General features: G+C 47.8%; 11 protein-coding genes. 7 read left to right on the forward strand and 4 right to left on the reverse strand.

Annotated features, from left to right (window positions below; all coding sequences use genetic code 11):
* Positions 1–306 precede the first annotated feature (306 nt).
* From rnc to acpS, 5 genes are all read left to right on the forward strand, one after another.
* Positions 307–987 (forward strand): ribonuclease III, encoded by a 681-nt coding sequence (gene rnc / locus MYB54_RS05515; RefSeq protein ID WP_010280465.1) that lies wholly within the window; start codon positions 307–309, stop codon positions 985–987.
* On the forward strand, positions 984–1,889 hold the full coding sequence (gene era, locus MYB54_RS05520; protein ID WP_248721618.1) for a GTPase Era: 906 nt from the start codon (positions 984–986) through the stop codon (positions 1,887–1,889). The genes rnc and era overlap by 4 nt, the downstream gene beginning before the upstream one ends.
* An 11-nt stretch (positions 1,890–1,900) precedes the next feature.
* Positions 1,901–2,638: a DNA repair protein RecO gene (gene recO / locus MYB54_RS05525; RefSeq protein WP_010280459.1), complete on the forward strand. Its 738-nt coding sequence runs from the start codon at positions 1,901–1,903 to the stop codon at positions 2,636–2,638.
* Positions 2,639–2,718: 80 nt separating this feature from the next.
* The gene (gene pdxJ / locus MYB54_RS05530; RefSeq protein WP_014916248.1) at positions 2,719–3,450 is read left to right on the forward strand and encodes a pyridoxine 5'-phosphate synthase; all 732 of its coding nucleotides are present in this window, start codon (positions 2,719–2,721) and stop codon (positions 3,448–3,450) included.
* Positions 3,450–3,830: a holo-ACP synthase gene (acpS, locus tag MYB54_RS05535; protein ID WP_014916247.1), complete on the forward strand. Its 381-nt coding sequence runs from the start codon at positions 3,450–3,452 to the stop codon at positions 3,828–3,830. The genes pdxJ and acpS overlap by 1 nt, the downstream gene beginning before the upstream one ends.
* Positions 3,831–3,848: 18 nt before the next feature.
* Here acpS and MYB54_RS05540 read toward each other — a convergent pair whose 3' ends face one another.
* Complete coding sequence (locus MYB54_RS05540; protein ID WP_010280453.1) at positions 3,849–4,109, reverse strand: YfhL family 4Fe-4S dicluster ferredoxin; 261 nt, start codon at positions 4,107–4,109, stop codon at positions 3,849–3,851.
* A 470-nt stretch (positions 4,110–4,579) separates the two neighbouring features.
* Here MYB54_RS05540 and pdeH point away from each other — a divergent pair, with 470 nt between their 5' ends.
* Both pdeH and MYB54_RS05550 read left to right on the forward strand, forming a co-directional pair.
* The gene (gene pdeH / locus MYB54_RS05545) at positions 4,580–5,371 is read left to right on the forward strand and encodes a cyclic-guanylate-specific phosphodiesterase (protein ID WP_139294560.1); all 792 of its coding nucleotides are present in this window, start codon (positions 4,580–4,582) and stop codon (positions 5,369–5,371) included.
* A gap of 787 nt (positions 5,372–6,158) precedes the next feature.
* Positions 6,159–7,673 (forward strand): sensor domain-containing protein, encoded by a 1,515-nt coding sequence (locus tag MYB54_RS05550; protein ID WP_014916244.1) that lies wholly within the window; start codon positions 6,159–6,161, stop codon positions 7,671–7,673.
* A gap of 41 nt (positions 7,674–7,714) precedes the next feature.
* Here MYB54_RS05550 and MYB54_RS05555 read toward each other — a convergent pair whose 3' ends face one another.
* From MYB54_RS05555 to MYB54_RS05565, 3 genes are all read right to left on the reverse strand, one after another.
* The gene (locus MYB54_RS05555; RefSeq protein WP_014916243.1) at positions 7,715–9,076 is read right to left on the reverse strand and encodes an HlyD family type I secretion periplasmic adaptor subunit; all 1,362 of its coding nucleotides are present in this window, start codon (positions 9,074–9,076) and stop codon (positions 7,715–7,717) included.
* Positions 9,063–11,315: a type I secretion system permease/ATPase gene (locus tag MYB54_RS05560; protein ID WP_248721619.1), complete on the reverse strand. Its 2,253-nt coding sequence runs from the start codon at positions 11,313–11,315 to the stop codon at positions 9,063–9,065. The genes MYB54_RS05555 and MYB54_RS05560 overlap by 14 nt, the downstream gene beginning before the upstream one ends.
* Positions 11,316–11,393: 78 nt before the next feature.
* Entirely contained in the window at positions 11,394–12,746 is a 1,353-nt protein-coding gene (locus MYB54_RS05565) for a TolC family outer membrane protein (protein WP_014916241.1), read from the reverse strand.
* Between the last annotated feature and the right edge of the window lie 369 nt (positions 12,747–13,115).

Below are 13,115 nucleotides of genomic sequence, written 5' to 3' on the forward strand. Positions count from 1 at the left end.
CCAAAAATAAGCATTAATCAAAGTAAGCATTAACCGAAATGAGATACAGGCAGCATTCTGATGCTGTCCGTTGTAGAATATTTTCAGTAACGCTCTTTTTGAAAGAACATGCCCTAAGTAGTACGAGTTGCGGGACAACACGTTAGCGTTTTAACCACGCTAACACAGGCAACGCGAAGTATGACGGGCAGAAAGGCAGGCTCCCTTAGGGGAGCCAATGCAAACGAAACAGTTTTGACCGAATTGGTAAGCAGGGCTGTTCCGTATGCTGCTGTTTTTGACGCATCGTTGATCTATTGGTAACACATGAATCCCATCCTGATAAATCGTTTACAAAGAAAGCTGGGCTATACTTTTCAGCAGTACGAGCTTTTGTTACAGGCGCTGACGCACCGTAGTGCCAGCAGCAAACATAATGAAAGACTCGAATTCCTGGGTGACTCCATCCTGAGTTTTGTGATCGCTAATGCACTGTATCATCGTTTTCCCAAGGTTGATGAAGGGGACATGAGTCGGATGCGAGCGACGCTGGTGCGAGGAAACACGCTGGCGGAAATCGCGCGTGAATTCGAACTGGGGGAGTGCTTACGCCTCGGTCCCGGTGAATTAAAAAGCGGTGGTTTCCGTCGAGAATCGATCCTGGCTGATACGGTCGAAGCGCTGATTGGCGGCATTTTCCTCGACAGCGATATTCAGACCATCGAACGTTTGATCCTGAACTGGTATCAGACGCGTCTGGATGAAATCAGTCCCGGCGATAAGCAAAAAGATCCGAAAACGCGGTTGCAGGAATTTCTGCAAGGGCGCCACTTACCTCTACCGACCTATCTGGTGGTGCAGGTTCGTGGGGAAGCACACGATCAGGAATTTACTATCCACTGTCAGGTGAGCGGCTTTAGTGAGTCGGTCATTGGTACAGGATCGAGCCGTCGTAAAGCCGAACAGGCTGCGGCTGAACAAGCGTTGAAAAAACTGGAGCTTGAATGAGCGAAGTACAGACACACTGCGGTTTTGTCGCGATTGTTGGTCGACCAAACGTCGGTAAATCGACGTTACTGAATCAATTACTGGGGCAGAAGATTTCTATTACGTCACGTAAGCCCCAGACGACGCGGCACCGCATCATGGGTATTCACACGGAAGGGCCTTATCAGGCTATTTATGTGGATACGCCGGGATTGCACATTGAAGAAAAACGGGCGATTAACCGCCTGATGAACCGTGCTGCCAGCAGCTCAATTGGTGATGTTGAGCTGATCATTTTCGTTGTTGAAGGTACACACTGGAACGACGACGACGAAATGGTATTGAATAAGCTGCGCGATCAGAAACTCCCTGTGCTATTGGCGATCAATAAAGTCGATAACGTCACGGATAAAACCAAGCTACTGCCGCATATCCAGTTCCTCAGCCAACAGATGGACTTCCTTGATGTTGTTCCAATCTCGGCTGAGAAGGGGACGAATGTCGATACGATTGCCAGCATTGTGCGTAAACACTTACCGCAGGCAATCCATCACTTCCCGGAAGATTACATCACCGATCGCTCACAGCGCTTTATGGCGTCGGAAATTATCCGTGAAAAACTGATGCGCTTCCTGGGTGAAGAATTGCCGTATTCCGTAACGGTTGAAATCGAGCGTTTCGTGACGAACGAGCGCGGCGGTTATGACATCAACGGCCTGATTCTGGTTGAGCGTGAAGGCCAGAAGAAAATGGTTATTGGCAACAAAGGTACCAAAATTAAAACCATTGGTATCGAATCTCGTCAGGATATGGAAGAGATGTTCGAAGCCAAGGTGCACCTTGAGCTGTGGGTTAAAGTGAAATCCGGTTGGGCAGATGACGAACGTGCCCTGCGCAGCCTGGGTTATAGCGAAGACCTGTAAGGTTCACGCCGATGGAAGGCTGGCAGCGCGCATTTGTCTTGCATGGGCGACCTTATAGCGAAACCAGCTTATTGCTGGATCTGTTTAGCGAAAGCGATGGTCGAGTTCGTGTGCTTGCCAAAGGCGCACGTGCCCGACGCTCTAGCCTGAAAGGCTGTTTACAGCCTTTCACTCCGCTGCTGGTGCGCTGGAGTGGCCGGGGAGAAGTGAAAACATTACGCAGCGCCGAGCCTGTCTCGCTCGCGCTGCCACTGACTGGCTCGATGCTTTATAGCGGTTTATACGTTAACGAACTGCTGTCCCGCGTGCTGGAACATGAAACCAATTACTCCGCTCTTTTCTTCGATTATCTCCACTGTTTACAACATCTTGCTGCACAGGATGCCTCTCCCGAGCCAGCATTGAGACGCTTTGAATTAGCGTTATTGGGCTATCTGGGATACGGCGTTGATTTCCTGCATTGTGCTGGTAGCGGTGAGCCCGTGGCCGATACCATGACTTATCAGTATCGAGAGGAAAGGGGATTTATTGCCAGCCTGGTGGTTGATAATAAAAGTTTTACCGGGCATGAATTACGCTCGCTGGCGTCGCGTGAGTTTCCTGATGTCGGCACGCTGAAGGCGGCAAAGCGTTTCACCCGCATTGCGTTAAAGCCGTATCTGGGGGGAAAACCGCTGAAAAGTCGTGAACTGTTTCGCCAGTTTGTACCTGCTGCTAATTTGTCCAAACCCGCATCTTCTGATAAATAATCCCGCCTCCTCAGTACCCTGACGCTGTGACATCGGTGTAAACTGCCACGTATCGTGCATGACTTTACCGAGGATTTATCATGGCTGAACTGCTGCTTGGCGTTAACATCGATCACATTGCAACGCTGCGTAATGCGCGTGGAACGGCGTATCCCGATCCCGTTCAGGCGGCTTTTGTCGCTGAGCAGGCGGGGGCGGATGGCATCACCGTGCATTTGCGTGAAGATCGTCGCCATATCACGGATCGTGATGTGCGGATCCTCAGAGAAACGCTCCAAACCCGTATGAATCTGGAAATGGCGGTTACGGAAGAAATGCTGAACATTGCCTGTGAAGTGAAGCCGCATTTTTGCTGTCTGGTACCGGAAAAACGCCAGGAAGTGACAACCGAAGGCGGGCTGGATGTCGCGGGGCAGCAGGAAAAGATCGATAACGCAGTAGCCAGACTTAGCCAGGCTAATATCTTGGTTTCACTCTTCATTGATGCGGATAAGCGGCAAATCGATGCCGCCGTAGCCAGCGGTGCACCCTATATCGAAATCCATACCGGGGCGTATGCCGATGCGCCAGATGACGAAGCACGCCAGCATGAGTTCGAGCGCATTCGTGATGCGGCGACTTACGCTGCGGCGAAGGGGCTTAAAGTCAATGCCGGACACGGTCTGACGTACCACAACGTTCTGCCGATTGCTGCCTTGCCAGAAATGCACGAATTGAATATTGGGCATGCGATTATCGGGCGTGCGGTGATGAGCGGTCTGAAGGATGCCGTTGCCGAAATGAAGAATCTGATGCGAGAAGCGCGCCGCTGATGGCGATTCTTGGGCTCGGAACAGATATTGTCGAGATCGCCCGTATTGACGCGGTGATTGAACGTTCAGGCGAGCGATTGGCTCGCCGCATTCTGACGGATGCTGAATGGGCGCATTATCAGCAGCATCAGCAGCCTGTTCGTTTCCTCGCCAAGCGCTTTGCCGTGAAAGAAGCGGCAGCAAAAGCCTTTGGTACCGGAATCCGTAACGGGCTCGCGTTCAACCAGTTTGAAGTTTTTAATGACGAACTGGGTAAACCTTGCCTGCGGTTTTTTGCTAAAGCGGCAGAGCTGGCTGAACAGATGGGCGTCAGACACGTCCATGTGACGCTGGCTGACGAAAGACGCTATGCCTGTGCGACGGTGATTATCGAAAGCTGATCGTCCGTAAGCGGCTGTTTAAATCCTGTCGGCATGGTGCATAAGAACGTATTTTTCCCACAGTTGCTCATTGCCTTCAACGTGGTTTGGATCTTTGATGATCGTGTTGTCGATCGGACAGACTTTCTGACACGTAGGGGTGTCGTAGTGGCCTACGCACTCGGTACAGAGGGTGGTGTCAATTTCATAAATGTCCATGCCCATGGAAATCGCCTGATTAGGACACTCGGGCTCACACATGTCACAGTTGATGCATTTATGGGTGATGAGTAACGCCATGATGTTCTTCTACCTTACAAACAGGGCGCAGATTATACCCGTTGATGCTCGTTTAAACACGCGTAACTGTCATTGATGACGAATATACTGGTAAATCGGTTTCTCCTGCCTTCAATGTCCCTTTCTTATCTGGCCGTTTACTGCCGATTTCGCGCGTTTTCGGAGGCCTTCTGCATGCAACCTATTGGCAGCATAAATAGTGAGGTTACAGGGTAAAATTACCATCTGTTCGTTAAATTGGTTTTATACCTATCCTTTAAACTGTATGAATCAGCCAGTGCGACTGTGTTTCTTGGGTTTTAATTTATTGATTTACAATTTAAATAAATTTAGTTGTGATATTGAACCACTTATTTTTGTAATATCATGGACATTGATTTAATCGGTGTTGCCGATGAAGTTTGCATCTGGAGAGTCGATGACGGTGCATGTCCGTATGATATAATTTTATAACTAATAGTGTCAGTTTAATGGCGGAACTCATAGTGCAGCAGGAAGGTCATCTTAATCAGGTTGGGGCAGGATTTTTCCAACAGGGAGACGCAGAGCCATTAGGCGCTGATTACTGGCACCAATGCCAACGGCGGTATACTTTTCAGCCCATTTACCGAACATCAGGTAAATTAATGGCTATTGAGTTACTGACTTCCGTTTTTTCTCCTACCCTGCCGCAAAAGTTCATCTCTCCTGAAAAATACTTCGCGAATATCGATGTTGAAACCCGCTTGTTAATTATTGTAGAACAACTGCAACTTTTATCTCAGTGGAGCTTTCGATTTACTCGCGACGATCTTTTTGCCTCTGTCAATATTGATGGTATGACGCTACTGGCGCTGCAAAATAGTCTGGAAGCCAAACGTCTGATCGCGGCAATGCCCTGGATTCGTTTTGAAATGGTCGAAAATCAGGGAGGGCTACCAAAAGAAATCTTAACCAAGCTCCCGGAAGCGCAAACACTGTGGCTGGATGATTTCGGCTGCGGCATGGCGAATTTTTCATCACTCATGCTGGCTCAGTATGATTGCATCAAAGTGGCACGTGAACTCTTCATTCTCCTGCAACAAAGTGGTGAAGGGAAAACCGTTTTTCCTGCGCTAATCGCTTTGCTATCGCGTTTTTGCAATTATGTGGTCATTGAGGGAATCGAAACAAAGGAAGAGTGGGCAATCGTTCAGGCATCGCATGCTTATGCAGCCCAAGGATACTACCTCTCGCGCCCTCAGCCGTTTGAGAATTTTGAGACGTTGAAGCTTGAACTTTAGGTGATAACCTGTTGTTTAGGCTATCACTTTACACAGTAGAGTACCGCTGTATGCCCATCCATGTTTTTCCTTCATATTAATTCATTATATTTCCTAATATTTCATTGTTGTGCAAAATATCGCCTATCTGACGGACTATCTTTCCCCTCTGATTTGCAAGGTATAATGCTGTGTTTTGTTTTATTTTTGTTATTTAATTCTTGTTTTATTTGTTATGTCAGTGTTTAATTTCAACAAAACAAGAGAGAGGAGGACTACGGATTTTGCATCAAATTATGACATATATAATCAGACGCTTGCGTTAATGATTTTATTTTTTTCTTTTAATTATTTGATTTTTAATGGTAAAAAAATATAATGTTTACTGTTAACGATCAAAAATCACTTTGTGATAGATTTTGTTGATTAAAACAATGATACTTATTGGTATAATTGATTTGCTTACAAAAATTTGATGTTCAGAATATATCGCCATGTACCCTTAGGAATATTCTTTTATTCCATTAGAGAAGCTTATAACCCGAACAATTACTCCTATTAAATTAAGATACTCTTTTGAATTTGTTGTTTTTATCTGCGCACAGTCATATGCGAGGGCTTTATGCTTACGTTGCTATGTTTCTAAACACTCCTGCTTCATGGAGCGTTTTTTCTTTCATCCTTTCTGCTCTCCGGAAATGCACTCATCCTGAAAATCTACGGGGTAGGGGCTTGTTACCGGGATTTTTCGTCATCAGCGTTGTGATTTGTACGATCAGGACCACTCGGGCCTGAGGAGAGTGTTATTGTGTATGAAATTATAATAACCCTACTGTTGCTATTGTTATTGTTTTCTTCTGTAAAAAATAGAAAAATTAAACAAAAGTTTAAAACTGAGCAGAAAAAACAAGACTTCCTCAACATGACTTTTTTTGCGATGGAATATAGCCCTGCCTCAATTATGATCGCAGATGAAAATTGTGAAATTATTTACGTCAATCGCCAGTTTATTACCATGTCTGGCTATATGCCGGATGAAGTTATCGGCAAGAAAACGAATATATTAAACTCTGGCATGACCAACGCCAGCGTCTATGAAGATCTGTGGGCTACCATAAATAAAGGTAATGTTTGGAGCGGTGAGTTTGTTAACCGGCGTAAAGATGGGCAGTTGTATTGGGAAAAGGCCAATATCGTTAAAATATATAATAAGGCGAGTAACACGACCCAGTACGTCGGCATTAAGTTAGATATTACAGAGCGTAAATCGCAGGAACATCATGATAATTCATACAATCGTGCGTTGGAGCTGTTATCAAGCGGCGCGCCGCTGAAGGATATCCTGGATGCGATCATTTTCAGCGTTGAGGAAAAAAACCCAGGCCGTATCGTTTGTTCTGTATTGCTCGTCGATAAAGAAAAGAAATGTTTGACGCTTGGATCGGCACCGAGCTTGCCGGGTTTTTATAAAAATGCCATTCACAACGTGAAAATTGCCGATGGTGTGGCTTCTTTTGGTACGGCAGCCCATACCGGAAAACGCGTAATCGCTGATGATATTTCCGTGCATCCGCATTGGTCTTTATATAAAGGGCTCGCATTATATGCCGGGCTGCGTTCCTGCTGGTCTGAACCTATCATTGGTCAGAACAAAGAAATATTAGGGGTTTTAAGCGTTTATCATCGTAAAGTGTATGTCCCGACTGAAGAGGAAATTTTCTCCATCGAGAAGTCGGCGCAGCTGATTGCGATCGCCATAGAGCGATATCATGCCATTGATATGCTGAGGCGGAGCGAGGAACACTATCGGCAACTAGCGCACTATGACTCATTAACGTCACTGGCTAATGGCCTGACGTTTGCCGAACAAATGGAACAAGCGATTCTGCTATCCAAACAAACGGGTAGAAAAATCGCGCTGATGTTCCTGGATCTCGATAAATTTAAACAGATAAACGACTCGTTTGGGCATGCTGTTGGCGATTTGCTATTAAAAGAAGCGGCTGCGCGTATGCGTGGTGCGGTTCGGGATTCGGATACGGTCTATCGCCGTAGTGGTGATGAATTCATTATTCTGCTTCAGGGTATTAAGGAAATCGATAATACACTCTATGTTGCAGATAAAATCCATAATGCATTGAATAAACCTTTTGAGATCAACGGGAAAAAGCTGGATATATCGTGCAGTATCGGTATTGCGTTGTATCCAGAACACGGCACCGATTCTCTGACGCTGGCAATTAATGCCGATTCCGCCATGTATCAAGCTAAAGCCATGGGGCGCAGTCAAACTCAGATTTATCACAATATGAACGATCATTAATAAATGAAATAAAAAAGGCGCTCAACAGAGCGCCTTTTTTATTATCTTTCTCGTAGAGCTTCTGCTTTTGCCCGAATAATCGGCTTTAACAAATAGCTGAGGATAGTTTTCTTGCCCGTGATTATATCCACGGAGGCTACCATGCCTGGAATGATGAGAAGTGGTTTATCGGCTGAACCTAAATAATTCTTATCAGTCCGTAGGCGAATAATATAAAAGCTGTTCCCTTCTTTATCAGTGACGGTGTCCGGGCTGATTTGTTCCAATTGACCTTTTAGGCCACCATAGATGGTGTAGTCGTAGGCCGTTAATTTTATGATAGCGTCCTGACCTGGGTGTAAAAACGCAATATCCTGAGGGCGAATTTTAGCCTCTACCAACAGTTTGTCATCTAGCGGAACAATTTCTACCAGATCGCTACCCGGTTGAATTACTCCCCCGATGGTATTCACCAGAACCTGCTGCACGATACCGCGAACCGGGGAGACGACCAGCGTTCGGTTTACCCGATCTTCAAGCGCTTTACCTGTGGCTTCAATTTTGTTCAGGCTGGTTTGTGCTTCACTCAGCTGAGATAACGCCTCGCTTTTATAGCGGCTGCGCGTTTCTTCTATTTTATTCTCACTCTCTTTAATCGCAGACTCCGCCCGCGGAATGGAGAGTTTGATGGAATCAAGCTGACCACGGGTTTCAACTTCAGCACGGCGCAGGCGTAGAACTTCTACTTTAGAAATCGCGCCTTCTGCGATTAGCGGTTCTGACATTTTGATTTCTTGCTGGAGCAGGCCAAGACTGTTGCGGAACTGAATCTCCTTGGCTGAGAAATCCCGCAGTTCCTGCTGGCGCTGGATTAACTGCTCTTCCAGACCGGATATCTCATTATGCAGCTGCTGGCGGCGGCTGTTATAAAGCTCTTTTTCTCCTGCCGCGATTTTAGGCGCTTGCGTCGTGATTTCTTCGGAAAGCACCAGTTCTTGGCCGTTGATTTCAGCGTTCAGGCGTTCAATTCGTGACAGCAGCGCAAGCCGGTCGGCTTCGGTTTCACCGACGTTAGAGGCAAAGCGCGTATCGTCAAGGCGCAGCAAAGGATCGCCTGCATTGACGACCTGTCCCTCACGAATGAACACTTCCGTAATAATGCCGCCTTCCAAGTTTTGGATTTTTTGCAGCCGGGAAGATGGGATCGCTTTACCATCGCCGCGAGTGACTTCATCGATATTTGCGAGCCCGGCCCACAGGATGAAAAACAGGAAAAAAGCACCGATAGCCCACAGCGTGAAGCGAATAGAACGTGGCGAATCCTCGGCCATTGCTCGGCTGACTTCTGGCATCGTTTGCAGGCTCTCTTCATCTCCGCCGACAAAATACCGTTTGATTCGTTTGATATATTTACCGAGACGCATTGATCTGCCCCTTCTTCAACGCATCCATCACGATTGCTTTTGGCCCATCAGCAATGATTTTACCTCTGTCGACAATCACTAAACGATCGACCAGTGCCAGCATGGAAACCCGATGGGTGACCAGTAAGAGCGTTTTCTCTGCAATCACGGGGGCCAGGGCTTGTTTTAATCGATCTTCGCTGGTGTTATCCATCGAGCTGGTGGGTTCATCCAGCACCAGAATTGGTGGATCGAGCAGCAGCGCCCTGGCTATTGCGACAGCCTGACGCTGCCCGCCGGAAAGCTGTTGGCCGCGTTCACCAACCTGAAGGTTATAGCCATCCGGGTGCAGGCGAGCAAACTCGTTCACCCCTGAAATTTCTGCGGCTCGCAACATGGCTTCGTCTTCGACATAGCGTGCACCGCTAATCAGGTTATTGCGCAGCGAGCCACTAAATAGCTGAATATCCTGAGGAACATAGCCGATATTGTGGCGTAAATCGCTGACATCCAACTGACGGGCATCGACGCCGTCGATCAGAATATTGCCCGTATTAGGCTGATAGAGGTTTACGATCAGTTTTTGCAGCGAGCTTTTGCCTGAACCGCTGCGGCCGATGACGCCCACTTTCTCGCCGGGCGCGATGGTCAGGCTAATGCCTTGCAGCGAACTGGTTTTTTGTTCTGGATAATTAAACGTCACATCGCGAAATTCGATGCCACCCCGGATGCTCTCGCGCTTCAGCGGGCGTTCGTTATCGCTACGTTCTTGCGGCAACTGCATCATCTGTTCGGTGGTTTGCATCGTCAAACGTGCCTGCTGGTAACGGCTAACCAGCCCAGACAGCTGGCCCAACGGCATGAGCGCTCTGCCGTTCAGCATGTAACAGGCGATCAGCCCACCCATACTGAGTTTGCCGTTAATCAGCATATAGACGCCGACGACAATCATGGCAACACCGGCAAATTGTTGGAACCACTGCGTCAGGTTTACCGCCAGTGAAGACAGTGCCTTGGCCCGCATTTCCAGCTTGCTCAGGCTGCCAATGGTCTGTTCCCACTGGTGCTGCCGTTCACTTTCCGCATTATTGACCTTGATCGCGTCCAGACAGCTCAAGGTTTCAATCAGCGTAGCCTGCCGTTCACTGGCAAGGTGCATCGTTTTTTCAATGGTGGCGGACAGCGGCTTTTGCATCGCCCAGCTCGCCAACAGGGCGATAGGGTAGGCGAGTATGGAAACCCAGACCAGTGGGCCACCGATGATGCCGATAACCAGCAGCAGAAGCAGCGTAAAAGGAAAATCGATCAGCGTCGTCAGCGTCAGTGACGAAAGGAAATCTCTGAGTGACTGAAATTCATGAATATTCTGCGCAAAGCTACCGACCCTCGGTGGTCGGGCTTTCATCGACATACCGGTAATGCGTTCAAATAACGTGGCGGAAATAATCAGGTCGGTTTTTTTACCCGCCATATCGAGGCAAATGCCGCGCAGGGTTTTGAGTATCAAATCGAAAATAAACGCGCCGGTAACGCCGATAGCCAGCACCCATAATGTCGCCGTTGCCTGATTGGGCACAACGCGGTCGTAGACATTCATCACGAACAGCGGCGTGGCAAGCGCGATAATGTTCACCAGCAAACTGGCAAGGACGGCATCGAGATAGAGTGAGCGTGAAAGCTTCAGCGTATCTTTGAACCAGGATTTGGTTCGGGGGATCAGTGACGGATTTTGCAGATCGAACTGATGACGAGGTTGGGCAAACATCACCAGACCGAGGTAATTCTGTTGCAGTGTATTGTGCTCAACGGAAATTTCTCCGCCTTCTGTTTCACTGGGCATCAGACGCGCGCTGCCGTCAGCGTTCCAGCCTAACAGAATCGCTGCTCGTCCTTCCCGTAACAGCAACATCGCGGGGAGCGACATGTCGGAAATTTTATTCAGAGAACGTTTGAGAACGCGTCCTTGCAACCCCGCGCGTGCAGCGGCTCTTGGGAGCAATTTTACCGATAACCGTTGATTGGCTAAAGGGAGCCCCGCGGTGAGTGTCGTACGACTGACGGATTTCCCCTGCAAGGTGCAGAGGATCAGCAAACTATCCAATAAGGGATCGTCATGACGGCTGCGAGGGTCACTATTTTCATGAACGTTCTGCGGTTCATGAGCAATAGTCGACTCATGGACAACAGGCTCTTGGACGATAGACTCCCCGGTAGCTGATTTATCAGAACCATTCGTCTCTTGTACTGAATGCAACTTCATTTAACTCAACGTTCCCTTACGCAACGTAATTCCCCGCATATAAACCATAATTTATCGCCGTCTGACCAATGAAATATATTAATTAAGGCTCGGCAACTCGGCTTGGGTGGTGACGTTTGTCAAGCTGGTACCCGCATCAGGCGCTGGGATCGCTAAACGGTTTAATAGCTCTCCCATGCGGGAGGCAATCCGGTATTCGGTATAGAGGGAGGTGAAACGAACCTCGACCAGGCGGCGCTGTGCGGTAAATAGCTCGTTCTCGCTGTCCAGCAGGTCCAGCAACGTCCTTTCTCCCAGACCAAATTGCTTCTGATAGGCAGTACGCACTTTCATACTGCGGTCGGCGTATTCGGCGGCAATCGGCAACTGTTGACGCGAGTTATTTAACGCAGACCAGGCTAACTTGAGTTCTTCGCTAAGCAGGCGCAGGGCATTATTTCGGACATCCTGTGCTTCTTTTACCTGATAGGCTTTTGATTCCATGTTGGCTTTGCTGCTACCACCTTCATACAGGTTGTAGCGCATCCGCAGCATCGCCTGCCATTCATTATTTTGACCGCGCGTTCCGTCAACGTTGTTATCCATCGTGCGAGAGAGCTCAACGTTGAGGCGCGGATAAAATGTTGATTTTGAGGTCTCATACTGCTGCTGGGTGGCTTCAATATCTGACTCTGCGGATTTCAGCGCCGGGCTGTTAGCCAGCATGGTGCGTAGCGCTTCATCCAGCGAAGCGGGGAGTTTTATCGCAGAAGCATCGGGCATCACCAAATTCTCTGGTACCTTACCCACAATGCTCATGTAGTTGATTTTGGCATCGTCCAGATTGGTTTGTTCTGTCAGTACGTTGTTACGTGCCTGCGCAAGACGTGCTTCGGCCTGATCCAAATCGGCCAGTCGCCCCACGCCTTGTTCGCTGCGCAGCCTGATTTGATCGTAAATGCGCTCATGGCTTGCAAGGTTGGCTTCCGCCAGACGGACAAATTCCTGACGTTGCAGCACGCTGAGATAGACCTGAACGGTATCTAATGCTGTTGCCTCACTGGTATTTAATACTTTATAGGCACGTGAATTTACCGTGGCGCGTTGTCTGCCTACTTCGCTGGAGGTGGCGAAACCATCAAATACCGTTTGGCTTAGATTGATACTGGATTCCTGACGACTGAGCTCAACGCGCTTATTGGTGCTGGCGCGTGTTGAGGGGCTATCGGTCTCTTCGCGTCCGACGCCTGCACTCAGCGTGATGGAGGGGAGATATCCGCCTTTGGCCGCGCGTAAATCATGTTCGGCAGAAAAACGGCTATTAATCGCGGCGCTTACTTCAGGATGTGTATAGAGCGTGCTTTTTATTGCTTCCTGAATCGTCTCGGCATGCGTTGCTGTGGAAAAAAGGGTAATAAAAGGTAATAAAGCAAAATGGTATCTACGCATCATCAGCAGTTTTCCTTCACAAAAACTTTATTTGTGATTATTCCTATTAAAGTGTTTGAGTGTTATATAAACGCTTAACGAATTGATTTGCTTTTATTCCATTTATATCAATATGTTAATTCCTTTCCCTGAAACTCCCTGCACAAGAAAAAATAAGGCTTACTCTAAATGAGTAAAGTTCTGGAAAGAATATTCCGAATTTTTTATTATATCGGTCATTGAGTCAAGCGTTTGACGCATAACGACAACACTATCGTAACGCTTTTTTTCATAAAATGTCAGGACGACACACAGCAAATCAACCTTATCAGGATGATAGCAAAAATCTATAGCCGCAATATCGCCACATTATAAAAATAATTATAGATATCA

The sequence above is a fragment of the Pectobacterium nicotianae genome, from assembly GCF_023272715.1.
Classification (GTDB): Bacteria; Pseudomonadota; Gammaproteobacteria; order Enterobacterales; family Enterobacteriaceae; genus Pectobacterium; species Pectobacterium brasiliense.

Bases quoted from the DNA above. Each gene is read 5' to 3' on its own strand.
- rnc (WP_010280465.1), top strand. From the start codon at position 307: ATGAATCCCATCCTGATAAATCGTTTACAAAGAAAGCTGGGCTATACT.
- era (WP_248721618.1), top strand. From the start codon at position 984: ATGAGCGAAGTACAGACACACTGCGGTTTTGTCGCGATTGTTGGTCGA.
- acpS (WP_014916247.1), top strand. From the start codon at position 3,450: ATGGCGATTCTTGGGCTCGGAACAGATATTGTCGAGATCGCCCGTATT.
- recO (WP_010280459.1), top strand. From the start codon at position 1,901: ATGGAAGGCTGGCAGCGCGCATTTGTCTTGCATGGGCGACCTTATAGC.
- MYB54_RS05565 (WP_014916241.1), bottom strand. From the start codon at position 12,746: ATGATGCGTAGATACCATTTTGCTTTATTACCTTTTATTACCCTTTTT.
- MYB54_RS05560 (WP_248721619.1), bottom strand. From the start codon at position 11,315: ATGAAGTTGCATTCAGTACAAGAGACGAATGGTTCTGATAAATCAGCT.
- pdxJ (WP_014916248.1), top strand. From the start codon at position 2,719: ATGGCTGAACTGCTGCTTGGCGTTAACATCGATCACATTGCAACGCTG.
- MYB54_RS05555 (WP_014916243.1), bottom strand. From the start codon at position 9,076: ATGCGTCTCGGTAAATATATCAAACGAATCAAACGGTATTTTGTCGGC.
- MYB54_RS05540 (WP_010280453.1), bottom strand. From the start codon at position 4,109: ATGGCGTTACTCATCACCCATAAATGCATCAACTGTGACATGTGTGAG.
- pdeH (WP_139294560.1), top strand. From the start codon at position 4,580: ATGGCGGAACTCATAGTGCAGCAGGAAGGTCATCTTAATCAGGTTGGG.